27 protein-coding genes are annotated in these 23,063 nt (G+C 68.7%); 7 read left to right on the top strand and 20 right to left on the bottom strand.

Features of this window, described 5'->3' with window-relative positions; genetic code table 11:
* Positions 1-64: 64 nt before the first annotated feature.
* Together ACT009_RS11520 and ACT009_RS11515 are read left to right on the top strand one after the other, a co-directional pair.
* Entirely contained in the window at positions 65-562 is a 498-nt protein-coding gene (locus tag ACT009_RS11520) for a Panacea domain-containing protein (protein ID WP_445191220.1), read from the top strand.
* Entirely contained in the window at positions 543-1,064 is a 522-nt protein-coding gene (locus ACT009_RS11515) for a hypothetical protein (RefSeq protein WP_445191219.1), read from the top strand. The genes ACT009_RS11520 and ACT009_RS11515 overlap by 20 nt, the downstream gene beginning before the upstream one ends.
* Before the next feature lie 122 nt (positions 1,065-1,186).
* Here the strand turns inward: ACT009_RS11515 and ACT009_RS11510 are convergent, their stop codons facing one another.
* A complete protein-coding gene (locus ACT009_RS11510; protein ID WP_445191218.1) occupies positions 1,187-1,780 on the bottom strand; it encodes a TlpA family protein disulfide reductase in 594 nt (197 codons plus the stop codon).
* Positions 1,781-1,796: 16 nt separating this feature from the next.
* Between ACT009_RS11510 and argH the strand changes: the two genes are divergently transcribed.
* The 4 genes from argH to ACT009_RS11490 are packed head-to-tail and all read left to right on the top strand — an operon-like array spanning position 1,797 to position 5,409.
* Complete coding sequence (gene argH / locus ACT009_RS11505; protein ID WP_445194075.1) at positions 1,797-3,161, top strand: argininosuccinate lyase; 1,365 nt, start codon at positions 1,797-1,799, stop codon at positions 3,159-3,161.
* Positions 3,162-3,407: a hypothetical protein gene (locus ACT009_RS11500; protein WP_445191217.1), complete on the top strand. Its 246-nt coding sequence runs from the start codon at positions 3,162-3,164 to the stop codon at positions 3,405-3,407.
* Positions 3,407-4,669, top strand: a complete 1,263-nt coding sequence (gene lysA, locus ACT009_RS11495) for a diaminopimelate decarboxylase (protein ID WP_445191216.1) — start codon at positions 3,407-3,409, stop codon at positions 4,667-4,669. Before ACT009_RS11500 ends, lysA begins: the two co-directional genes overlap by 1 nt.
* Positions 4,666-5,409 (top strand): siroheme synthase, encoded by a 744-nt coding sequence (locus ACT009_RS11490; RefSeq protein WP_445191215.1) that lies wholly within the window; start codon positions 4,666-4,668, stop codon positions 5,407-5,409. Before lysA ends, ACT009_RS11490 begins: the two co-directional genes overlap by 4 nt.
* A 232-nt stretch (positions 5,410-5,641) precedes the next feature.
* Here the strand turns inward: ACT009_RS11490 and fliS are convergent, their stop codons facing one another.
* The 18 genes from fliS to ACT009_RS11400 all read right to left on the bottom strand — a co-directional run bounded on the left by fliS (position 5,642) and on the right by ACT009_RS11400 (position 21,163).
* Positions 5,642-6,040: a flagellar export chaperone FliS gene (fliS, locus tag ACT009_RS11485; protein ID WP_445191214.1), complete on the bottom strand. Its 399-nt coding sequence runs from the start codon at positions 6,038-6,040 to the stop codon at positions 5,642-5,644.
* Positions 6,040-7,545: a flagellar filament capping protein FliD gene (gene fliD, locus ACT009_RS11480; RefSeq protein ID WP_445191213.1), complete on the bottom strand. Its 1,506-nt coding sequence runs from the start codon at positions 7,543-7,545 to the stop codon at positions 6,040-6,042. Before fliD ends, fliS begins: the two co-directional genes overlap by 1 nt.
* Positions 7,546-7,591: 46 nt before the next feature.
* Positions 7,592-8,725: an EscU/YscU/HrcU family type III secretion system export apparatus switch protein gene (locus ACT009_RS11475; protein WP_445191212.1), complete on the bottom strand. Its 1,134-nt coding sequence runs from the start codon at positions 8,723-8,725 to the stop codon at positions 7,592-7,594.
* A complete protein-coding gene (fliR, locus tag ACT009_RS11470; RefSeq protein ID WP_445191211.1) occupies positions 8,725-9,498 on the bottom strand; it encodes a flagellar biosynthetic protein FliR in 774 nt (257 codons plus the stop codon). Before fliR ends, ACT009_RS11475 begins: the two co-directional genes overlap by 1 nt.
* Positions 9,499-9,501: 3 nt before the next feature.
* On the bottom strand, positions 9,502-9,771 hold the full coding sequence (gene fliQ / locus ACT009_RS11465; protein ID WP_445191210.1) for a flagellar biosynthesis protein FliQ: 270 nt from the start codon (positions 9,769-9,771) through the stop codon (positions 9,502-9,504).
* A 40-nt stretch (positions 9,772-9,811) separates the two neighbouring features.
* On the bottom strand, positions 9,812-10,576 hold the full coding sequence (fliP, locus tag ACT009_RS11460) for a flagellar type III secretion system pore protein FliP (protein WP_445194074.1): 765 nt from the start codon (positions 10,574-10,576) through the stop codon (positions 9,812-9,814).
* A 65-nt stretch (positions 10,577-10,641) separates the two neighbouring features.
* The gene (locus ACT009_RS11455) at positions 10,642-10,896 is read right to left on the bottom strand and encodes a flagellar biosynthetic protein FliO (RefSeq protein ID WP_445191209.1); all 255 of its coding nucleotides are present in this window, start codon (positions 10,894-10,896) and stop codon (positions 10,642-10,644) included.
* A gap of 5 nt (positions 10,897-10,901) precedes the next feature.
* On the bottom strand, positions 10,902-11,204 hold the full coding sequence (gene fliN / locus ACT009_RS11450) for a flagellar motor switch protein FliN (protein WP_445191208.1): 303 nt from the start codon (positions 11,202-11,204) through the stop codon (positions 10,902-10,904).
* Positions 11,201-12,145 (bottom strand): flagellar motor switch protein FliM, encoded by a 945-nt coding sequence (locus ACT009_RS11445; RefSeq protein ID WP_445191207.1) that lies wholly within the window; start codon positions 12,143-12,145, stop codon positions 11,201-11,203. Before ACT009_RS11445 ends, fliN begins: the two co-directional genes overlap by 4 nt.
* 3 nt (positions 12,146-12,148) lie before the next feature.
* The gene (locus tag ACT009_RS11440; protein ID WP_445191206.1) at positions 12,149-12,784 is read right to left on the bottom strand and encodes a flagellar basal body-associated FliL family protein; all 636 of its coding nucleotides are present in this window, start codon (positions 12,782-12,784) and stop codon (positions 12,149-12,151) included.
* Positions 12,785-12,795: 11 nt separating this feature from the next.
* Positions 12,796-14,361 (bottom strand): flagellar hook-length control protein FliK, encoded by a 1,566-nt coding sequence (locus ACT009_RS11435; protein WP_445191205.1) that lies wholly within the window; start codon positions 14,359-14,361, stop codon positions 12,796-12,798.
* 34 nt (positions 14,362-14,395) lie between these two features.
* Entirely contained in the window at positions 14,396-14,815 is a 420-nt protein-coding gene (locus tag ACT009_RS11430) for a hypothetical protein (protein ID WP_445191204.1), read from the bottom strand.
* Positions 14,808-16,136, bottom strand: a complete 1,329-nt coding sequence (locus ACT009_RS11425) for a FliI/YscN family ATPase (protein WP_445191203.1) — start codon at positions 16,134-16,136, stop codon at positions 14,808-14,810. Before ACT009_RS11425 ends, ACT009_RS11430 begins: the two co-directional genes overlap by 8 nt.
* Positions 16,130-16,831, bottom strand: coding sequence for a FliH/SctL family protein (locus tag ACT009_RS11420; protein ID WP_445191202.1), 702 nt, complete (start codon positions 16,829-16,831; stop codon positions 16,130-16,132). The genes ACT009_RS11425 and ACT009_RS11420 overlap by 7 nt, the downstream gene beginning before the upstream one ends.
* Positions 16,824-17,831 carry a flagellar motor switch protein FliG gene (gene fliG / locus ACT009_RS11415; RefSeq protein ID WP_445191201.1) on the bottom strand — a complete coding sequence of 336 codons (1,008 nt, stop codon included), beginning with the start codon at positions 17,829-17,831 and terminating at the stop codon, positions 16,824-16,826. The genes ACT009_RS11420 and fliG overlap by 8 nt, the downstream gene beginning before the upstream one ends.
* On the bottom strand, positions 17,828-19,489 hold the full coding sequence (fliF, locus tag ACT009_RS11410; RefSeq protein ID WP_445191200.1) for a flagellar basal-body MS-ring/collar protein FliF: 1,662 nt from the start codon (positions 19,487-19,489) through the stop codon (positions 17,828-17,830). Before fliF ends, fliG begins: the two co-directional genes overlap by 4 nt.
* A gap of 4 nt (positions 19,490-19,493) precedes the next feature.
* On the bottom strand, positions 19,494-19,850 hold the full coding sequence (gene fliE, locus ACT009_RS11405) for a flagellar hook-basal body complex protein FliE (protein WP_445191199.1): 357 nt from the start codon (positions 19,848-19,850) through the stop codon (positions 19,494-19,496).
* The gene (locus ACT009_RS11400) at positions 19,847-21,163 is read right to left on the bottom strand and encodes a sigma-54 interaction domain-containing protein (protein ID WP_445191198.1); all 1,317 of its coding nucleotides are present in this window, start codon (positions 21,161-21,163) and stop codon (positions 19,847-19,849) included. Before ACT009_RS11400 ends, fliE begins: the two co-directional genes overlap by 4 nt.
* 281 nt (positions 21,164-21,444) lie before the next feature.
* On the opposite strand from ACT009_RS11400, the gene ACT009_RS11395 reads away from it, so the two are divergent.
* A complete protein-coding gene (locus tag ACT009_RS11395) occupies positions 21,445-22,266 on the top strand; it encodes a flagellin (RefSeq protein ID WP_445191197.1) in 822 nt (273 codons plus the stop codon).
* Positions 22,267-22,420: 154 nt separating this feature from the next.
* Here the strand turns inward: ACT009_RS11395 and ACT009_RS11390 are convergent, their stop codons facing one another.
* The gene (locus ACT009_RS11390) at positions 22,421-23,044 is read right to left on the bottom strand and encodes a hypothetical protein (protein WP_445191196.1); all 624 of its coding nucleotides are present in this window, start codon (positions 23,042-23,044) and stop codon (positions 22,421-22,423) included.
* Positions 23,045-23,063 lie beyond the last annotated feature (19 nt).

The following is a 23,063-nucleotide window of genomic DNA, read 5'->3' as shown; positions in this document are numbered from 1 at the left end:
TGCTCTCGACAGATTCGGCCCGAATCCCTACATGGGAGCGAACGCCAGACAGGAGGGCCCGCCGATGAAACGCGACCACGGCCACGATGCTCGGGCCATCGCAAACAGAATTCTTGATATACGCGCTGAGAATGGGGATCCCCTCACCATCATGCAGCTGATCAAGTTGATTTACATCTCGGACGGCTGGTCGCTCGCCCTCCTCGGCAAGCCGCTGGTGCGGGAGATGCCAGAGGCTTGGCAGTATGGGCCGGTCTATCGTTCGGTCTACAACGAGTTCAGCGGAATAGGCGCTCGGCCGGTTGAGGCGCGAGCGCGTATTCGCGGAACCGATCTGCCGATAGAGGAACGCCTCTCGCCTGACGAGGAGGCGGTGCTGCGCATGGTCGTGCGCTCATACGGCAAGATGTCTGCCTATGCTCTCTCGAGCCTTACGCACCAGTCGGGGACGCCGTGGAGCACGGCGTTTGAGGTAGGACCCTATACCCCGATCGATACAGCGGAGATGAAGCGCCACTTCGAAGGGCTGAAAGACAAGCGGCTTGTCAGACAGTCGGCCTAGCGCGGACGTCCCCGATTTCGACGCGATCGGCCTTTCTGCAAGCGCGGCCGAGGAGCGTCTATCGGAGCAGCCTGTCGACAAACGCCTTCAAGCGCTTGAGGACCGGCTGGCGAGTATTGAGCCCTTACTGGAGCAGCTACAGGCGAACGGCAAAATAGGCCCAGCACTCTCGAACTACGTCGCTCAGCTCGAGAGCGAGCAGCGGTTCTTCAACGAAGCGCGGTGGGCTGTTGGCGCGATAGCCTTGGTCGCAATCCTCTTGCTCGCAATATTGCTCGGCATGGCCCTATTCAGCGACAAAAGCCCCCTGCTCAAGGCGGCGCCCGCCGCGATCGCTGCCTTCGTACTGGGCGTGATCTCGGGCATCGTCTTCCTGCTGAACTCCTTCATCAAAGGCGTATTTCGCTCAACAGCGGAGCGTCACGCCGACGGGTTCCTACCGCCGGCCCTGGAAAAGGCCGCAGAAGCCTACGGGAAATTGACCGGCAATAGCCGCCCGTAGGACCGTCAAGTGCGACATGGGCGCAACATGGACGCTGTAATCCGCAGAAAACCAGGCTCTGACACGCACTCTGACTCCGTTAATCGAGGTTCGAATCCTCGCGGGGCATCCAGACTTTCCGATCAGCTCGCTTCGGCGATCAGCGCCTGCGCCTCGGCGCTGGTCCAGTCGAAGTCGCCGCTGCGGCGCCAGACCTCGCGGCCATCGGATCCCAGCATCACCGTCGTCGGCAGGTTCGCCTGGTAGCCGAGGCTCAGCGCCATCTTGGCGTCGACATAGGGTCGGAGCGCGGTCAGCTTCTTGGCGGCGAGGAACGGCGCGACCTTGGCGGCGTCGCTGTCCTGGCTGATCGCGAGGACGGTGACCTTGCCCGCGAGCGACGTCGCGGCGCGATCGAGCGTCGGCAGCTCGACGACGCAGGGTGCGCACCACGTCGCCCACAGATTGACCAGCACCGGCTTGCCCTTGAACGCGGCGAGCGTGACGGTCTTGCCGTCGGGCGCGGCGAAGCCGACCGTGGGGGGCGCCTCGCCCTTGTGGCTGCGGTCCAGCTTGGCGGCGGCGCCGGGTGCGGCGGGGGCGGTGGCTTCGTCGGGCGCGGGGGTGGTGGCGTCCGCGGCGTTATCTTGACTTGCTTGGGGCGCCGCGGGCGTCCTATCGCACGCCGTCGTCGCGAGGACGGCCAGGAGACACGCGATCGCCGATCGGCAGGACATGGACGGCTCCAATGCGATGTGGGGCGGGCGGTTTGCAGAAGGCCCGGCCGCGGTGATGCGCGAGATAAACGCCTCGATCCCCTTCGACAAGCGACTCTGGCGGCAGGACGTCGCCGGATCGAAGGCGCATGTCGCGATGCTCGGCCGGCAGGGCATCGTCTCCGCCGAGGACGCCGCGACGATCGCCGCCGGGCTCGACCTCGTCGCCGCCGACTACGAAGCGAACGGCGTCCACGAGGATCTGGCGCTCGAAGACATCCACATGCAGACCGAGGCGCGGCTCGCCGACGCGATCGGCCCGGTCGCTGGACGGCTGCACACCGCGCGATCGCGCAACGATCAGGTTGCGACCGATTTCAAGCTGTGGGTGCGCGACGCCATCGACCAGGTGATCGCGGCGCTTGCCGGGTTCCAGGCGGCGCTGTTGACGCGCGCCGCGGAGCATGCGGACACGGTGATGCCGGGCTTCACCCATCTGCAATCCGCGCAGCCGGTGACGCTCGGCCACCACCTGATGGCGTATCACGAGATGATCGCGCGCGACCGGTCGCGCTTCGCCGATGCGCGGGGGCGGATGAACCGCTCGCCGCTCGGCTCCGCGGCGCTCGCAGGCACCGGCTTCCCGATCGATCGCGCGATGACCGCCGCGGCGCTCGGCTTCGACGGGCCGACGCGCAATTCGCTCGACGGGGTCAGCGACCGCGATTTCGCGATCGACTATCTCGCGTCGGCGACCCAGTGCGCGCTGCACCTGTCGCGGCTGGCGGAAGAATTCGTGCTGTGGGCGTCGCAGCCGTTCGGCTTCGTCAGCCTCAGCGATCAATGGTCGACCGGCAGCTCGATCATGCCGCAGAAGCGCAACCCCGACGCCGCCGAGCTGGTTCGCGGCCATGCCGGGCGGATCATGGGGTGCATGACCGCGCTGATGGTGACGATGAAGGGGCTGCCGCTGGCCTATTCGAAGGACATGCAGGACGACAAGCCGCCGGTGTTCGAGGCGCACGACCTGCTCGCGTTGTCGATCGCGGCGATGACCGGGATGGTCGAAAGTGCGACCTTCCGTGCGGACCGGATGCGCGCCGCGGCGGAGGCGGGGTTCTCGACCGCGACCGATCTCGCCGACTGGCTGGTGCGCGAGGCCGGGCTGCCGTTCCGCGAGGCGCATCACGTCACCGGGCGCACGGTGAAGCTGGCGGAGGAGCGCGGCGTCGCGCTCGACGCGCTGCCGCTCGGCGACCTGCAGGCGATCGATGCGCGGATCGACGCGCGGGTGTACGACGTGCTGTCGGTCGATGCCTCGGTCGCGAGCCGGACCAGCTTCGGGGGCACTGCCCCCGTCAACGTACGCGCCGCGATCGCCGCCGCGCGCGAGGAGAGTTAAATGAAGCGCGCCGTTCTCCTGGCCCCCCTGGCTTTGGGCCTGGCCCTGGCCGGCTGCGGGGCGGCCAAGCCGCTGCAACCGCCGCCGAACACCGCGCTGCCGGTCGCGCCCTATGGCGCGAAGGCGACGCCGACGCCGCAGCAGCTGCTCACCCCGACCACCCAGCAGCGCCCGCAACGCAGCGACGAACTGCTAACCGGGTCGGACGAGCGTCGCAGCGACGAATTCGATCTGCCGCCCAACTGATGGACCATTTCCTGTATCAGGGCGGCGTCCTCCACTGCGAGGACGTGCCGCTGCCGACGATCGCCGAGGCGGTCGGGACACCGGTCTATGTCTATTCGGCGAACACGCTGCGCCGCCACGCGCGGGCGTTCCGCGACGGGCTGGCGGGCATCGAGCGCAAGCATCTCGCCTATGCGATCAAGGCCAACCCCAATGTCGCGGTGCTGCGTGTGCTCGCGGACGAGGGCTATGGCGCCGATGTCGTGTCCGCGGGCGAGATGGCGCGCGCGCTGGCGGCGGGGATCCCGGCGGCGGACATCGTGTTCTCGGGGGTCGGCAAGACCCGCAAGGAGCTGTCGCGTGCGCTCGACGCCGGGATCGGCCAGTTCAACCTCGAGCTCGAGGAGGAAGGCGAGGTGCTCGCCGCGCTGGCGCATGCCCGGGGGTTACGCGCGCCGGCGGTGCTGCGGGTCAATCCCGATGTCGATGCGGGCACCCACGCCAAGATTTCGACCGGGCGCAAGGAGAACAAGTTCGGCATCCCGATCGATCAGGCGATCGAGATGTACGGGCGACTGGCGGAGCTCGACGGGCTCAGCCTGCGCGGGATCGCGATCCATATCGGCAGCCAGTTGCTCGATCTCGCACCGCTGGAGGCCGCGTACGAGCGGATCGGGCTGCTGCTCGCGGACCTGCGGCGCTTCGGGCATTTCGTCAGCCGCATCGATCTCGGCGGCGGCATCGGCGTACCCTATCGCCGATCCGAGGCCGCGCCCGATCTCGCCGCCTATGGCGCGATGGTCGAACGCGTGACGAAGGACTGGGATGTCGAGCTGATGTTCGAACCCGGCCGCGTGATCGCGGGCAATGCCGGTGTGCTGATGACCGAGGTGGTGTGGGTGAAGCCGGGGCCGCTCAACCCCTATGTGATCGTCGATGCGGCGATGAACGACCTCGCCCGGCCGGCGCTGTACGACGCTTATCACGATTTCGTCGCGGTACGGCCGAACGGCGCGCGGATGACCGCGAACATCGCCGGGCCGGTGTGCGAGACCGGGGACACCTTCGCGATGAACCGCGAGATCGACCAGGTCCATAGCGGGGATCTGGCGGCGTTCCGCACTGCCGGTGCCTATGGCGCATCGATGGCGTCGACCTACAACAGTCGCGCGCTGGTGCCCGAGGTGCTGGTCGATGGCGATCGCTTCGTGGTGGTCGCCGACCGGATCGAACCCGAGACGATCCTGGCGGCGGAGCGCGTGCCGGACTGGCTCAAGCGGTGACGCTGCACAGCCTGCCGCTGTTCGTCAGGCTGAACGGGCGAGCGGTGATCCTGCTCGGCGAGGGCGAGCCGGCGGCGGCCAAGCGGCGGCTGCTCGAGCGGGCGGGCGCGGTGCTGGTCGGCGAGGAGGCCGACGCCGCGCTCGCGGTGGTCGCGCTGGACGAACCCGAGGCTGCGGTGGCGCGGCTCCGGGCGCGGGGGGTGCTCGTCAACGCGGTCGATCGCCCCGACCTGTGCGACTTCACGCTACCCGCGATCGTCGATCGCGATCCGGTGATCGTGGCAATCGGCACCGGCGGGGTGTCGGCCGGGCTGGCGGCGGCGTTGCGCCAGCGGCTGGAGGCGTTGATCCCCGCGACCCTGGGTGAATTGGCGCAGTCGTTGTTCGCGATCCGAGCCGGGTTGCGTCAACGCTTTCCTGACATGGGCGACCGACGGCGTGCCTTGGGGAGGGCGATGGCGGCGGGCGGGCCGCTCGATCCGCTTGGTGGCGCAATAAGCGCCGAAGCGTGGCTGGCGGCACCTGACGGGTTGGCGCCGGGGAGGGTACGGATCGTGCTGCGGTCGGCGGATCCGGACGAGTTGACGTTACGCGAGGCGAGGGCGCTGGCGAACGCGGATTGCGTGTTGCACGCCGGCGATGTGCCGGTGGCGGTGCTCGATCGGGCGCGGGCGGATGCGGTGCGGTTGCCCTTGGGAAGTGATGCACACGGGCTGGTCGTCGAGGTGGTGATGGCTTGACGTCGTCGTTCGACGCACGCTCGTAATTCGCCTTCGCGAGACGTCTCCAAACCTTGCCGTCACCCCGGACTTGATCCGGAGTCCCGCTTTGCAGCGAGCAAGACGACTCGCGGTCCTTGAGACCGGCGGGACCCCGGATCAAGTCCGGGGTGACGAAGATGGCTAGACTGCTGTGAACGTTTTCAAAAGCGCTGAAGGTCGCGAGGACCGACCGGACGGCAACCGGAGCGCGCTACCCAGCCCGCGCGGTCTTCCACGCCTGGGCGATCTCCGCCAGGCTCTGCGCGGCGTCGTGGAACGGTGCTGGGTCGTTGCCGATCGAAGCGTCGACGATCTGGCGGCGGGTGCCGGCATAGAGCCGCGACAATGCGTTCGACACGTCGCCGCCGCGCTCGAAGTCGAGCCCCGCCTCCAGCGCGAAGAGGATCGCGGTGGCGCGGGTCACCCGCTCGCTCTTGGTCGCGAACTGGCTGTTCTGCACCGCCCACGCCGCCGCACGCAGCGCCGAGACCAGCTCCTCGTAGAGCAACTGGACGAGCGCGGGGCCGTCGGCCTGCGCGGTCCGGCCGACCGCGTCGATCTGGCGATAGGTCGCATAGGGGTCGCGCAGCAGCGCGGTCGCATAGGCCATCAATTGTCGCTCTTGTTCCAGGCGGCGATCTGGCCGGTGAGGAAGGTCTGGGTCGACTTGTACGCCGCGACTTTCGAACTCATGCTGGCGAATTGCTGGGTCAGGCGGACCTTCATCGCGTCCGATTGATCGGCGAGCTTGTCCTTCTGATCGGCGAGCACGCCCTGCGCCTTGGTGTAGCGGCTCTCCGACGCCCCCAGGCCGAAGACGACGCTGGTCGCCGCGGTCGAGATCTGGCCGACTGCTGCGGAGATGCCGTTCAGCCCATTGGTCGAAACGGCGAACAGCTGTTCGACCGCGTCGGGGGTGCCGACCAGCGCCTTGTTGAGTGCCGTGGTGTCGAGCTTCAGCGTGCCGTCGCGATTGGTGCCGACGCCGATCCCGGCAAGGGTCGACGGCGTGCCCGCCGCGGCGCCGTAGACCAACGTCTTGCTCGACAATGCCTTCAGCGAACGCAGCAGCGTCTGTGCCGCGGGATCGCTGCGCAGCGCCCCGGTCTTCGCGTCGGTCTGCGCGGTGACAACCGCGAACACCTGGTTGTAGGTGTCGACGAAATCGGAGACCGCCTGTGCCAGCGCGCCGCTCGGCGGGGTGCTCGACAGCGTCACCGGGGCCGCCGAGACCGCGTTGAGTTGCAGCTTCACGCCGTCGACGAGATCGGTGACCGTGTTGCTGGCGCGTTCGACCGGGATGCCGTCGACGGTCAGCTTGGCGTTCTGCGCGGTGGCGGTGATGCCGGTGGTGGCGGTGCTCGGATCCGCGCTCGGCCCGACGTTGAATTGCGACAGCCCGCCGCCGGGATCGCTGGTCGCGGCGAGGGTGAACGCCTTGGCGTCACCGGTCGGACCGCGCAGCGACAGGTAGGCGCCGCCGCTGCCGTCGGCGACGACCGACGCGACCACGCCGGTGCGCTTGGCGTTGATCGCCGCGGCGACGCCGTCGAGGCTGGCGTTGGTCACGTCGATGGTGATCGCCTGGTCGTCGGTGCCGTTGCCGTCGAGATCGCCGTTGAACCCGGTCATCGCGGTGCCGTCGGCCGAATAGGTCGCCTTGCCGAACGTCAGGGTGAAGCTGCCGGTGCCGATCGGCGCGGTGTGATCGGTGATCACCGCCTTGGTCCGTACGGTTTGCGCGGTGGCGAGCTGCGTTACGCTGATCGACGAGGACAGCCCGCTCAGCTTCGCGCCGGCGACCGCGCTGACGCCGATCGCGCTGCTCGAACTGAGCGGCTGGGTGGCGAGGGTGCCGCCCTTCACCAGCGTATCGAGCGCGGTGTTGAAGCTGGTCATCGCGCTCTTCAGCGACGCGGCGCCGGTGATCTGCGCGGTCAGCGCGTCACTCTTGGTGGTCAGCGCAGCGCTGCGGTTGGCGAACTGCGCCTGGACCAGCGAGGTCACCAGCGAGGCGGTATCGACGCCGGATCCGGTGCCGAGCGAGGTCAGCAGCGACTGGGTCGCCGACGTGACGACGTTGCTGGTCGTGTTCGTCGTGTTCGTCGTCGTCATGCCGGATCTCCGCTTGTCCTTAGGAACGGCCGCAGCGCGCAGAAATTTAGGAGATTTGCAGGCCGTTCTCGTCGAATTTGGCGCCGGCGGGGACGGCGATGTCGGGCTGGGTCCCGCCCGCGGCGGTGTTGAGCCCGAACACGAAGGCGAGCACCGTCGCGATCGCCAGATACAGGTCGTCGCGGACCTCCTGACCCTCCCGGCTGGTGTAGTAGACCGCGCGGGCGAGCATCGGATATTCGAGCACCGGCAGCGGCTCGGCACGGGTAGCCGCGAGCTCGCGGATCGCGAGCGCGGTGGCGCCGCGGCCCTTGGCGACCACCACCGGCACCTGGTCCCGCCCGCGATCGTAGCGCAGCGCGACCGCGAAATGGGTCGGGTTGGTCAGCACGACATGCGCCTCGCCCACCGCCTGGCGGATGCTGCGGCTGGCCATCGCGCGCATCTTGGCGCGTTGCTGGCCCTTCGCTTCGGGGTTGCCGTCGCTCTCCTTGTGCTCGTCCTTCACCTCCTGCTTCGACATCCGCAGCTTGCGGAACAGCTGGAGGATCTGGACCGGCACGTCGAATCCGGCGATCGCGACCAGGCCCAATGCCATCGCCAGCATGATCCCGTTGAAGGTGCCACCGAGCGCCGCGACCGCGGTGCCGAGATCGGTGGAGGCGAGCCCCATCGTCATCCGCGTCGACGACCACAGCATATAGGCGCCGACCGCGCCGAGCAGCGTGATCTTGAGGATCGACTTGCCGAGCTCCATCCATCCCTGCGGCCCGAAGATCCGCTTCAGCCCCGCGGCGGGATCGATGCGGTTCGCCTTGGGCGCCATCAGGCTTCCCTTGAAGCCGAAGCTGCCGAGCCCCGCGGAGCCCAGCACCGTCGCGACGACGCTGACCGCCGCGAGCACCGCGAGCGAGGGGAACAGCTTCCACCCGGCCTCCGCCAGCGGCCGCCAGGGGGAGAAATCCTCGACGTCGTGGACGTCGAATCGGAAGCTCGCCGCCATCAGCGCCTTGCACGCTGCGACCAGCGACGGACCCGACAGCATCAGCCACGCCACCCCGGCGAGCACCACCAGCGCGGTGGAGAAATCCTTGGAGCGAAGCACATTGCCGTCGTCGGCGGCCTTTTGCTTGCGCTTGGCGGTTGGTGCCTCTGTCTTTTCGCCGAATTCGTCCGCCATCAGCCGATCACCAGCGAGCGCACCGCGCCGAGGCTCTCGGTGACGATGACGAGCATGTAATCGCCCATCGCGGGGAAGCCGATCGCGAGCGCGACGACGCCGACCGCGAGGCTGGCGGGAAGCCCGATCGAGAACAGGTTGAGCGCGGGCGCGGCGCGGCTCATCATGCCGACGACGAGGTTGAGGCAGAGCAGCAGGAACCCGACCGGCAACGCCAGCAGCAACCCGGCGAGAAAGGCATAGCCACCGAAGAACGCGATGTTCTTGAGCTGGCCGATGCCGAGCCACGCCGCGCCCGGCGGCATGGCGTCATAGCTCTGGACCAGCAGCTGGACGAGCACCAGATGCCCGTCGACCGACAGGAACAACAGGGTCAGCATGATCGAGAAGAACTGGCCGAGCGCGGGGCTCGACCGCCCGTTCTGCGGGTCGATCGACGAGGCGAAGCCGATCCCCATCGATCCGCCGATCACTTCGGACGCGATCATCGGCGCCGCGAACGCGATCTGCAGGATGAAGCCGATGGCAAAGCCGACCAGCGCCTCCGCGGCGAGCGACAGGAAGGTGGCGACCGCGAAGATCTGCGCGGGCGGCGCGATCGGGTGTGCGGCGAGCACCAGCACGCCGATCGCGCCCGACAGCGTCACCCGGACGGTCAGCGGCACCGACACCGCGCCGAACACCGGTGCGGCGACGAAGGCGGCACCGATCCGTACCATCACGAACATCAGCGCCCAGAGCTGCGGCTCGATCGAGAGGCCGAAGCCCAGCATGGATTATTTCACCAGGTCGGGAATGCGTTCGAACATGCCGATCGTGAAGTCGCTCAGCAGCCCCATGATCAGGCTGCCGAAGATCAGGATCGACACCGCGACCACGATCAGCTTCGGGACGAAAGAAAGCGTCTGTTCGTTGATCGACGTCGCCGCCTGGATCATCCCCAGGATCAGCCCGGCGAGCAGCGCGGGGATCAGGATCGGCGCGCTGGCGAGCGCCAGCACCCACATCGTCTGGTTCGCGACGGTCAGGAAATATTCGGCGTCCACGGTAAATCCTTAGATAGTCGGTGCCGGCACCGCGATCGCATCAAGTCGCGAAGCTGTTGGCGAGGCTACCCATCGTCAGCGCCCAGCCGTCGACCAGCACGAACAGCAGCAGCTTGAACGGTAGCGAGATGATCGTCGGCGACAGCATCATCATGCCGAGCGACATCAGCACCGTGGCGACGACAAGATCGATGACGATGAAGGGCAGGAAGACGAGGAACCCGATCTGGAACGCGGTCTTCAGCTCCGACGTGACGAAGGCCGGGAGCAGCACCGCGAACGGGATGTCCTTGGCGGACTGATAGGGTCCGGACTTCGCCAGTTCGGCGAACATCGTCAGGTCCTTCTTGCGGGTCTGCTTGCTCATGAAATCGTGCAGCGGCGCGCCCGCGGCGGCGATCATCTGGGTGCCGGCGAGCTGCCCCGACGCATAGGGCTGGATCGCCTGGCTGTTCATCTGGCTGATCGTCGGCGCCATCACGAACAGCGACAGGAACAACGACAGCCCGATCAGCACTTGGTTGGGCGGGGTCTGTTGCAGGCCGAGCGCCTGGCGGAGGATCGCGAGCACGATGATGATCCGGGTGAAGCTGGTCATCATCAACAGGATGCCCGGCAGGATCGTCAGCAGCCCCATGATGATGAGGACCTGCAGCGATAGCGACAGCGGCGCCGACTGGCCGGTCTGCGCGGCACCGCCGAGCTGGCCGAGCGCACGATCGACCGCATCGCCGACGCCGGGCACCGGCGCGGCAGGAGCGCCCTGCGCCAGCGCGGGCGCGGCGACGATCAGCGCGATCATCATTGCCAGCAGCACCCAGATCAGATTGGGGCCGCCGCGCTTCACCTTCGGAGCAGAGAGAGCGAGGGTCACTGGTCCACCTTGTCGAGCAGGCTGACGCCGCCACGCCCGACCGAGACGAGCAGCCGCTTGCCCTCGAAATCGAGCACCGCGAGCCGCAGTCCGGGGGAGATCATCATCGTCTCCTTCACCGCGATCAGCCGCGTCGCGGGCTTGCCGGGCATCCGCGCCTCGAGCCGCCGCCACAAATAGAGGCAGCCGATCATCAGGCCGCAGACCAGCGGCAGGAGCACGACGAGCTTGAGGATATAGGACCAGAGCATGTGGATCAGCCGCGCTTGTCGGGGTTGACGAGCTCGGTCATGCGCACGCCGAAGCGATCGCCGACCGTGACCACTTCGCCACGGCCGATCAACGTACCGTTGACGAATACGTCGAGCAGTTCGTTGGCCTGGCGATCGAGCTCGATCACGCTCGATTCGCCGAGCGCGAGCAATTCGCGCAGCGTCAGCTGGGTCGATCCGATCTCGACCGTCAGCTTGACGTCGACATCCTGGAGCAGCCGGAAATTGGCCGCTACCCCTGCATCCGCGAAGGACGCGGACGGGAAACCGCCGGTCATGTCGTTCATTGATCCTGTCCTTGGTCTTGATGCGCGAGGGCGGTGAGGCGGACGGCCGCAAAGCCGTTGGAGATGCCGACGGTGCCGGTGCCGAGGCGGTCGTTGCCGACCATCACCGGCACGTCGGCCGCGAAGCTGATCGGGATGACGTCGCCCGGCTTCAGGTCGATTAGCGTCTGCAGCGGCACCATCGGCTCGGCGAGGACCGAGCGGACCGGGAAGCGGACGTTCATCACCGACCGGGTCAACCCGGTACGCCACGCCGGATCGGCCTCCGCCTTGTCGAGCACCTTGCCGGTCAGCGTCGGCGCATGCGGCTTCAGCGCGGCGACCGGGTAGAGCAGATCGAGGAAGATCGGCTTGGCGGTGCCCGCGGCGATGCCGAAGCGGGTGACGACCATCGCGTCCTCGGCATCGATGCTGAGCATCGCGGCGTTGGTTTCGACGCGGGTCGGCTTGAAGTCGATCCGGGTCAGCGGTTCCCAGGCGGCGCGCAGCGGCGTCGCGATCATCGCGCCGAGCCGCGCCATCATCGCCTCGGCGGCGGGCGAGAATTCGGTGGGGAGCACCGCGGGCGCGGCGCCGGTGCCGCCGAAGAACTGATCGAGCAGTTCGAGCACGAAGCGACCGTCGACGACGCACAGCGCCTGCGCGCCTTGCGCCGGGGTCATCGTCATCGGCAGCCACGCGGTCAGCGTGTCGGCGCGTTCGGTGCGGTAATCGGCGAAACGCTGGACCACCAGCGGCTCGGCCCATGCGCGGACTTCCTGGCGCAGCAACGGCTCGAACACCCCGCGCAATCCCCGTGCGAGCCGCGCCGAGAGATGCTGCAGGGTGTGGAGATCGCCGAACGGATTGAGCTTGGCGACGCCCAGGCCACTCGCGTGACTGGCCTGGACGCGATCCCGCTCGCGCCGTTCGTTTACCTTCGTTGCCTCGGCATTAACCATGGCTCACTGAACAACGAAACTGGTAAAGTAAACGTTACCGACGCCCCCGAAACCCTCTTTGCTTTTCAGCGTATCGTTGATCGCCTTGGCCAGCCGGACCTGCAATTGGCGCTTGCCGTCGGAGGTGAAGACCTGGTCCTCGGTGGTGTCGCCGAGCGTCATCAGGATCGCCGATCGCACCGCGATCTCGTTGGTCTTGATGTGATCGATGACGGTATCGTCATAGGGCGTCGCCACCGCGACGCCGACCTGAACGAAATGCACCGAATCCTGGAGGTTGGAGGTGAAATCCTTCTCCAGCGCATAATAATTCGACGCATATTTGTCGCCGCCCTCGCCCGCGGGGGTCGGCTTGCCGCCATGGCTGGCCTCGGCTTCCTCGCCGCCGCCGCCATGCCCCCCCTCGCCGCCTTCGCCGCCTGGCTTCTTCTGCTCGCTCTTGGGAACCAGCTTGGGGCCGGCGGGCTCATGCTCCTTGGCGTCGGCACCACCGCCGACCATGCCGGCCTTGGTCGCGTAGATCCCGGCGCCGACCCCACCGCCGATCAGCGCGAGGAACGCGACGGCCATCACGATCAACTTCATCTTGCCCTTCTTCTTGGGCGCAGCGGCGGTGGCGTCGTCGGGTTTGTCGCTCATTGTCTGGTCCTTCAGGCGAGCCGGCCGTCATCGGCGCGGTCTTGATCGTCATGGCGGTCGGTGGCGCGGCGCGGGGCCGCGGGCAGCGCGGCGTCGCGCTGGGGTTGGCGCTGTTGCTGCGATTGCTGCGGCTGTTGGGGGGCCGCGCCGGCGGCACTCGCATCGACCACGGTCTGGCCGAGCCGGAGCCCGCGCTCCTCGGCGAGCGCGGCGAGGCGCGGCTGCGCGTCCTGGATCAGCGCACGCGTGGTCGCCTGTTCGGCGGTGAACTGGACGTGGACCGTGTCGCGATCGCGAGTCACCGCGACGTCGATCGTGCCGAGCGCATCGGGCACCAGCCGAATCCGCGTATCGGTCGCATCGGCGTTGTCGCGCAGCGATTCGATGTGCGCGATCATCGCCTGCGGCCAGCGCTCCTGCCGCATGTCGAGCATCGGCTGGTCGGCGGTGGTGACCGGCGCAGCGATCGGCGCGGCGGGGGCCGCGATCGTGCCGAGCGAGGCGAGCGGATCGGCGGCGTCCTCGCCCCGTTCACGCCGCGCGGCAGCCGAGATCGCGGCACCGAAGACCTGGAGCGCGGGGCCGGCGACGATCGTTGTCGGCACGATCGCGGCTGCGGCGATCGGCGCCGCCTGGAGCGCGGCCGGCGCGGCGAGTTGGGGCGCCGGTGACGGCATGGCGGCGACAGGCGTGAAGTCGGCGGATCGGACCTGTAGCGGCGAGGTCGGCGCCGCCGGCGCCGCTGGTCCGGCGATCGGCAGGACAACGCCCTCGATTGGCGGCAGCGGCGCGACCATCGCCGGTGGCACCGCGAGCGGGGTCACGACAGGCGTTGCGCCCTCCCACCGAATGTCGCGCGTGGTCTGCGGGATCGCGGCGGCGACGACCGGGCGAGCGGCGGGTGCGCTCCGGACAACCGAAATCGACGGTGGCGCGGGCGCCTTGGCAAGCTTCGCACCCGGTACGGGCGTCGGAAGGGGCGCAGTCGGAGCGATCGGCAGCGCGGTGAGTACCGGCGGGTCGAGCGGGGTTTCCGACGGCTCGCTGTTGCCCGCGGCATCGGCCTGATCCCTTTTCGGCGCAGTCTTGGTCGAGACGATCGACACTTGCCGCATGGCGGGCGACGGAATGGCCGCGAGCGATGGGACGATCTTGTCGGGTGCTGGTGGCGCCGGATCCTCCACCCGCGGCATTGCCATCTTCGCGGGCGCGACGGTGGTGACGACGGCGACGGCGGGCATGATCTGGACCGGCCCGATGCCAGCCGGCGCGGCTGCGGCTGCGGCTGGGGCTGGGGCAGCGGCCGGGACCGGAGCCAGGGGTGGAGCTGGAGCTGGAGTTACCGCGATCGGCGCAGCCTCGACCGGCAACACACTGCCGTCGGCGGCAACCGGCTGCCGCACCGAATCGGCGACGACGCCGGGCTCGCCGACCGGCGGTTGCGCGATGATCGCGGTCGCGCCGAGCAGCGTCTGAAAGTCGAAGCCGGGTTCGGTGGTGGCGAGCAGGGACGCGGGGCCCTTGCCGGGCGGACCGGTGACCAGCGTCGTGGCAATGGCGGAAGTGATCGTCGGCATCGTTTCTCGTCTTAAGCAGGCTGGTATCGCCCACTCAGCAAGGATCGTGCCGAACGCTCCTCGTGGCCGGTGCGGCTTCCAGCGCGCGGATCGCCTTCAGCACCGCGTCGGTATCGGCACGCGCGATCAGCTTCTCGATCGCGCTCTGGTCGCGCTTGGCGGCGCGGGTCGCCTCGGCCGCGCGTGCGACGAACTGCTCGGCGGCGTCGACCCGGGCGCGGGCGGCGATTGCGGAATCGTGGAGGCGCTCGCGGAAATGTGCGCTGGCCGACAGGTTCGCGGCGGTGGCCAATTGCGCGGCGGGGGCTACCGCGTCGGCGAGCGCGGTGATCCGTGACGCGAGCAGCGCCTCGCTCGCGGCCTTGTCGCAGGCGCGCGCCTCGTCGGCGCGGGTCAGGTTCAACTGCAGCGTGCGGACGCGGTGCAGCCGCGCCAGCTTCTTGGCGTCAGCCATCGCCGAACACGCCGGTCAGCTCCGCGATCGCATCGCCGAGCGGCACGTTCGCATCCGCATCCTGGCGGATATATTCCATGATCGCGGGGTGGCAGGCGATCGCGGCATCGATCCGCGGATCGGCACCGGGGCGGTAGGCGCCCATCAGCACCAGATCGCGATTTTCCTCATAGGTGGCGAGATGCCGGCGCAGCGACCGGGCGGCATGGACATGCGCGGGCGCGGCGATGTCGGTCATCACCCGGCTGACCGACGGCCCGATGTCGATCGCCGGATAGACACCGTGTTCGGCGAGCGCGCGGCTCAGCACGATATGCCCGTCGAGGATCGATCGCGCGGCGTCCACCACCGGATCGTTGCCGTCGTCGCCGTCGGCGAGCACGGTATAGATCGCGGTGATCGATCCGCCGGTGCGGACATCGACTCCGGCGCGCTCGATCAGGTTGGGCAGCATCGCGATCGCGCTCGGCGGATACCCTCGCGCGGAGGCGGGTTCGCCCAGCGCCAGCCCGATCTCGCGGCCCGCATGTGCGACGCGCGTCAAGCTGTCCATGATCAGCAGGACCTTCTTGCCCTCGGCACGAAACCCTTCCGCGATCGCGGTCGCCCGCAGCGCACCGCGGATCCGCAGCACCGGGGAATGGTTGGCGGGCACCGCGACCACCACCGACCGCGCCCGCGCCGCCCCCGCCACCTTGGTCTCGAGGAAGTCGGCGACCTCGCGGCTACGCTCGCCGATCAGGCCGATGACGATCACGTCGGCCTTGGCGGCGCGGACGATCATCCCGAGCAGTACCGATTTGCCGACCCCGGAACCCGCCATGATGCCGACCCGCTGACCCTGGCCGACCGTCAACAATCCATTGATCGCACGGACGCCGACGTCGAGCGGCTCCAGCACCCGGCCACGATCGAGCGGCGATTGCAGCTTGCCCGCGAGCGGCCAGCGCCCGGCACCGCGGATCGGGCCGAGGCCGTCGATCGGCTTGCCCGCGCCGTCGACCACCCGGCCGAGCAGCGCGTCGCCGACCTCCGCCTCGCCCGGTGCGCCGATCGGGCGGACCGGCGCCTGGGGCAGCAAGGCCGCGGGGCCGCCGAGGTTCATCATCAGCGTCCGCCCACCGCGAAAGCCGATCACCTCGGCTTCGACACCGGTGGCGGGATCGCCGACTTGGCAGACCGTGCCGACCGGCAGCGACAGTCCGACCGCCTCCATCAACAGTCCGTCATAGGATGCGAGCCGCCCCGAGACGCGCGGCGCCGGCCGGAAGTCGGCGGCACCCAGCGTCTCCAGATAATCGGCCGTGAACCGGTTCAGCACGCGGGCGGCACCACGGCACGATCGAGCGCGGTGGCGAGCTGGTCGATCCACAGATCGGGCCCGTCCTCGACGATCGTCGAGGCGCTTTCGAGCACGAAGCTGCCACGCCCGACCCCCATGTCTCCCGCCGCGAACACGGTCTTGGGCAACTTGCCCTTGACCAGCGCGACATCGGCGGGGTTCAACCGCAGCAACGCCGATTCGGCGGAGTCGGCGAGCAGTTCCGCGGCCAGATCGATGCGCTCGCCGAGGAGGTCCGCGGACACGCCGACCTCGCCCACCAGCCGCGTCACCAGGAACAGCACGGTCTGGCGAAGCCGCCGCGCGATCTGTTCGCGGTCGACACGCCCGCCGCTCGCGAGTGCGTCGCCGAGCGTCGCGAGCAGCTGTTCGTCGCGCGCCGCCGCATCGCGCGACGCGGCGACCGCGGCGGCGAGACCCTCTTCGTAACCCGCGCTGTGCGCGGTCTCGATGGGATCGATGAACGGGCTCGGCGCCCCCGCCGGATCGAGCGGGTTCCACCCCGCGGTCGGATTATGGCTCGCATCGGCGGGGCTGAAGTGGCGCGGCCGCGGCATCGCGGCGGCATCACGCAGGTCCGCAGGTGCGAACCCCATCGGCGGCGCGAACACCGCCTGGAGAATATGCGCCGCGGCATCGTGGCGCGCGGCGAACCCGGCGTGGAAATCAGACATAATCGTCCTCGCCCCCGCCCATCATGATCGTGCCGTCCTTGGCGAGCCCACGCGCGATCGCGATCATCGCCTTCTGCGCGTCGAGCACTTCGGCGAGCTTCATCGGCCCGCGTGCCTCCATCTCGTCGCGGATGCCGTCGGCGGCGCGCGCCGACATGCAGCCGAGGAAGCGGTCCTTCACCGCCGCATCGACGCCCTTCAGCGCCTTGGTCAGGATGTCGCCGTCGACGTTGCGGATCAGCGCACCCAGGTTCTTGTCGTCCATGTCGAGCAGATTGTCGAAGACGAACATCGCCTCCTCGATCGCCTTGGCGACGTCGCGGTCGATCTTGAAGAGCTTCGGCATCACCCGCTGCTCGGTCGCCTTGCGCGCGCCCGACAGGATCTTCGCCGCCTCGCGCGTGCCGCCGAGCGTCACGCCCTGCGACTGCGCACCGCCGCCGGTGCGGTTGGCGAGCAGCGTCTTCAGCGTGTCGACCGCTTCCGGGGTGATCGGGCCCAGCCGCGCGATGCGGTGGAGGATGTCGGGCTGTGCCGCTTCGGGCAGCAATTCGAGCACCTGGCCACCGATCACCGGATCGAGGTTGGCGATCAGCACCGCGGCGATCTGCGGATGTTCCTTCTCGATCATCTGCGCGATCTCGGTCGCGTCGAGCCAGTCGAGCAGTTCCAGCTCGCACGCGGCCTCGGGCGGGGTGATCCGCGCGAGCACGCTCTCCGCCTTGTCCGGCCCCAGCGCGCGGTTCATCACCGCCTCGATCTGCGGGCGCGGATCGAAGCCGATCGCGGTCCGTTCGCGGGCATGGCCGACGAAGTCGTCGAGCACGTCCTCGACCTCCTGCTCGCTGACGTCGGCGACGTTGAACATCGCCTTGCCGAGCTGGCGGACTTCTTCGGGTTCGAGCTTCTGGAGGATCGCGGCGGCTTCTTCCTCGCCGACCAGCATCATCAGCACCGCGGCGCGCTCGACCCCGGTATAGGTGCGCAAGGCAGTGGTCACTTGGCGTCGGCCTTGATCATGTCGCGCACCGCGAGCGCGGCGCGGGTCGGGTTGTCGCGGGTGAAGCCGCGGACTGCGCCGATCCGGTCGTCATAGCCGCGGGTCGATTCGAGCTGGTCGAGGCTGACCGGCGCACTACCCGCGACCGCGGGCGATCCGACGGGGCCGCCGAGGGCGGGGCGCGGCGCATCGTCGCGCTTCTTCATCAGCGCCTTCGACAGCGGGCGGACCCCGAGCATCAGCACCAGCAGCGCGATCAGCACCGCGGTGACGTTGCGCGCGATGATCGGCAGCCAGGCATTGTCGTACCAGGCCGGCCCCGCATCCGCGGCGGCATCGGTGCCGGCGAACTTGCGGCTGATCACGGTGACATTGTCCTGACGGGTCTGGTCGTAGCCGACCGCGCTCTTCACCAGATCGGTGATCTGGGTGATCTCCATCGCGGTGCGGCGGGTCTTGTCGGGATCGCGGAGCAGCACCGCGACCGACAGCCGCTTGATCGAACCCGGCGCGTTGCGCGTCACCGAGACTTCCTTGCCGAGATCATAGGCGCGCTGGAAGGCGTCCGACTGTTTGGCGGGATCGGGGGCGGGGCCACCCGCGACCGGCTGCGGCGTCGCCGATCCGCTGGCGCCGTTGGCGGCCTGCGGGGTCGACAGCTGGCTGGCGGGGGGCGGGGTGTTGGACAGTGCGCCGGGGATACCGCCGGGGGCGCCGCCGCCATCCTTCAGGTTGCCGACCCAATTGCCGGTCTCGGCGCGCAGCGTGCCCGCCTTGTCGTAGCTTTCGCGGGTCGCCTGGGTTTCGTCGAGATTGACGTCGGCCTGCACCTCCGCGGTGAAGTTGCCCGCGCCGACCAGCGGCGTCAGCAGCTGGACGAGCTGCGCGCGATACTTGTCCTCGACGCGGCGCTGGATGTCGAGCCGCTGGTCGCCCTGCGCGCCCGCACCGTCGGCACCGCCGGGCTTGGACAGCAGCGCGCCGAGCTGGTCGACGATCGTCACCGCCTCGGGCTTCATGCCGGGCACCGACGAGGCGACCAGGTTGATGATCGATGCGACCTGCGCATCGCTCAGCGAGCGGCCACCCTGTAGTTTCAGGATCACCGACGCCGACGGCGCGGCATTGTCGCGCACGAACACCGAGCTTTCGGGCATGGCGAGGTGAACCCGCGCTTCCGACACCGCATCGATCTCCTGGATCGACTTGGCGAGCTCGCTCTCGCGCGCCTGGCGCAGGCGCTCGCCTTCGACCGCACGGCTGACGCCCATCGGCAGTTGATCGAGGATCGCATAGCCACCGGGCGCCGCCTTGGGCAGGCCCTGGCCGGCGAGCAGCATCCGCGCGCGGCTGAAATCTTCTTCGCCGACGGTCAGCGAACCGGTGCCGTCGTCGATATGGCTCTTGATGTTCGCCTGGTCGAGCGCGGCGGTGACCGCGGCCTTGTCGGCATCGGGCAGGCCGGTGAACAGCGTCTTCTGGGTCGGCGTCGACAACGCCATCCACGCGAGCGCGGCGGCACCGATCAGCGCGATCATCAGCGCCATCGGCAGCGAGCGGCGGACCGCGGGCTGCGCGAGCACGCCGCGGATCTGGAGCAGCGGGTTGGCGAACCGTTCGGGCGCGCCGGCGTTGGTGGGGATCAGGGCTGTGCTCATGACATTACACCGGCATGCTCATGATGTCCTTGTAGGCGGACAGCAATTTGTTGCGGACCTGCAGCGTGGCTTCGAAGCCGACGCTGGCCTGCTGGCGGGCGAGCATCACCTTGGCGATGTCGATCGTCTCGCCGCGCTCGTAGCTTTCGCTGAGCTTGGCGGCCTGGTTCTGGCCCTCGTTGACCTGCTTCAGCGCGCTGTCGAGCGTGTCCGCGAAGCTGCCCGGCTTGGTCGACTGCGGTGCCGCCGCCGCATCGGTGGTCCCGGCGCGGGCGAGCGCCTGGTTGCGTTCCAGGATCTGCGCGCGGAGCTGCATGACCCGGTCGACGCTCATCGCGCCGCCGACACCCGAGACGCTCATGCCGATGCTCGCAGGTCATGCTGGCGGGCGATGTCGTCGCCCTGCTCGCGCGCCTTGGCGAGGCGGTAGCGCAGCGTGCGTTCGGAGATGCCGAGCCGGCGTGCGGTCTCGATCCGGCTGCCGCCGCATGCCTGCAACGTCTCGCGGATCGCGGCGAACTCGCTCATCTGGACGATATTGCCGAGCGTCGCGGGCTCGCTGGCGACCGGCGCCGCAGGGGGGGCGGGCGCGTGCAGCGGGATCGGCTGGGCGGAGCGCTGGAAGGTGAAGGTCACCGGGCGGTCGAACACCACGTCGCTCGCCTCGATGGTGTCGCCGGTGGCGAACAGCAGCGCGCGCTGGACGACGTTCTCGAGCTCGCGAACATTGCCGGGCCAGTCGTGCCGCATCAGCGCATCGAGCGCCGCGGTGGTCGGCCACGGCACCACCGCGCGCGTGCCGGCGTGACGCAGGATCATCGTCGCGGTCAGCGCAGGGATATCCTGCGGGCGCTCGGCGAGCGGTTTGGTGGTCAGCGGGAATACCGAGAGGCGGTAATAGAGATCGGCGCGGAACCGGCCGGCGGCGACTTCGCCCTGCAGATCGCGGTTGGCGCAGGCGATGACGCGGACGTCGATCGGCTGCGGGGTCGATGCGCCGATCGGCACCACCTCGCGCTCCTGCAGCACGCGGAGCAGCTTGGCCTGGAGCTGGATCGGCATCTCGGCGATCTCGTCGAGCAGGATGGTGCCGCCGTTGGCGGCGCGGAAGAAGCCTTCGCCGCCCGATGAGGCGCCCGTGAAGGCGCCCTTCTGATGGCCGAACAGCAGCGCCTCGAGCATCGTCTCGGGCAGCGCGGCGCAGTTGATCGCGACGAACGGGCCGTCCTTGCGGGTCGATCCGTTGTGGATCGCGCGGGCGAGCACCTCCTTGCCGGTCCCGGTCGGGCCGTTGATCAGCACGGTGATGTCGGCCTGTGCGACACGCTCGGCGAGCGCGAGGAGGGCGAGGCTCTCGGGGTCCGCCGCGGTCGGGGTGTCGGGTCCGGCGACGAGGGCGCGGGCGAAGCCGTAGCCGATCGCGGCATCGGCGGCGCCGAACGCGATCCGCGCCGGGTTGCCGTCCTGCGACGGGATGACGTGGCGGCCGTCTTCGCCGATCACCACGGTGCGCGCCGGGGCGGTCACCGCCTCGCCGTCGGCGACCAGGAACAGATCGCGCGGGCCCGCCGGCCCGGTCTCGAAGGACCCGACGCCGAACCCCTGAGCCCGAAGGCTGGAGATCAGCGCGTAGCGGCGGGCGGTAACGGCAGCAGTCGGAAAGATCGTACGCATGGTGTTCCCCCAAGAACAGCCCGGGGAATGCGACCAAGGTGGTAAATCTCTGGTTAAAGGCCTTGCCGCCCCGGCAAATTATTTCCGGGCGCACATACGGGCGGGCGCGCCGCCGCCTACGCGCGCGCGTGAACGGAGCCGGGCGGGGGCGGCAACGGGCGCCCAGGGACGATGCATTTTCCCGCTAAAGCCCGGTCCTGTCCTGCCGTTCTAGCATTTGGATGCTTGGTCCTTCCGCTCTGGGGGCGGCGGGGAGCACCGATCAGACGGAGATTTGGACCATGACTGTTATCGCTTCCAACATCTCGGCGCTTCGCTCGGCGAATGCGTCGATGAAGGCCAATACCATGTTGTCGACCGCGATGGAGCGGCTCTCGACGGGCAAGCGCATCAATTCGGCCAAGGACGATGCGGCCGGCCTCGCGATCGCCTCGTCGATGACCGCGCAGGTCCGCGGCATGAACCAGGGCGTGCGCAACGCCAACGACGGCATCTCGATGATCCAGACTGCCGACGGCGCGCTCGACGAGGTCACCAACATGGTGCAGCGGATGCGCGAACTGGCGGTGCAGGCGGGCAACGGCACCTATTCGGTCGACGATCGCAAGAACATCAAGGAAGAGATGGACGCGCTCGGCAAGCAGATCGACAGCACGCTGACCAACACCAAGTTCAACAACGTCGCGCTGTTCCCGACCACCGCCGCGACCGTGAAGGTCCAGGCCGGTGCGGTCGCCGCCGACGCGGTCGACATCAGCTTCGGCGGCGTCGACGTCTCGGGCGTCGCGACGTCGAGCGGCTCGGCGATCGACGTCAGCACCGCGACCTATACCTTCAGCGAGACCGCGTTCGACACCGCGCTGACCAACGTCACCACGGCACGCGCAAAGCTCGGCGCCTCGCAGAACCGGCTGCAGTCGGCGGTCACCAACCTGACCTCGAACGCGACCAACCTGTCGGACGCCAAGAGCCGCATCGAAGACGCCGACTTCTCGGCGGAATCGACCGCGCTCGCCAAGGCATCGATCCTGAGCCAGGCGTCCACCGCGATGCTCGCCCAGGCGAACCAGACCCAGCAGAGCGTGCTTCAGCTGCTGAAGTAATCAGGCGTTCCCGCCCCGGCACCGCCCCCCAAGGGTGACGGTGGCGGACCACAGCGAACCCCGGTGGCCACCAGCCGCCGGGGTTTTGTTGTTTTCGAGGGGGCTCAGGCATGGCCGGAGGTAAGCGGAACGCCAGCCGCTAGACCCCGCCCGCTCAGAACGAAAACGACGTCAGGATCAGCCACCCGGTCTGGGCGACGTCCTTGAAGCGGATCTCGGTCTCGTTGCCGGGCAACGGCTTGTTCTTGACGATCCCGTCACCGAGCACACGGGTGTTGGGATCGACCACATAGCCGACGCCGACGTTGAAGCTCTGTCCGGTCTGGCCGCGGCGGAACCCCACCATCACGCCCATGCCGACCGCCTCGATCACTTCGTCGGTGCCCGGCTGGAGCGCGACGAACGGACCGACGCCCCAGCGCGCGAGCTTGACGTCCTTGCCGTCGCCCATCGCCGATCCGACACCGGGGGTGAAGAAATAATGCGACTCGAGCATGACGCGCGCACGGTCGTTGTTCTCGTCCTCGATCCGCACGAGATTGTCGACCAGCGTCGCGGTGACCACGCGGTCGCGGACCCCGATGTCGACCGAGAACGACAGTCCGACACCGAAGTCGAGCCCCGCGAACTGTCGGTTGCTCTCCTCGGTCTTCGCGTTTTTGTCGGCCAGCGTCTTGATCGTCTCGGCCCGCGCGGCCTCGTCGGCCTGCGCAGAAGCGGCAACGGGTGCCGCCGCGATCATCGCAGCGCACCCGATCGATATCAGTTTCGTTATCATGCCAGTGTCCCCCCTTGCA

It is taken from the genome of Sphingomonas sp. Tas61C01 (genome assembly GCF_052567495.1).
This window is presented reverse-complemented; position numbering and strand designations above follow the sequence as displayed.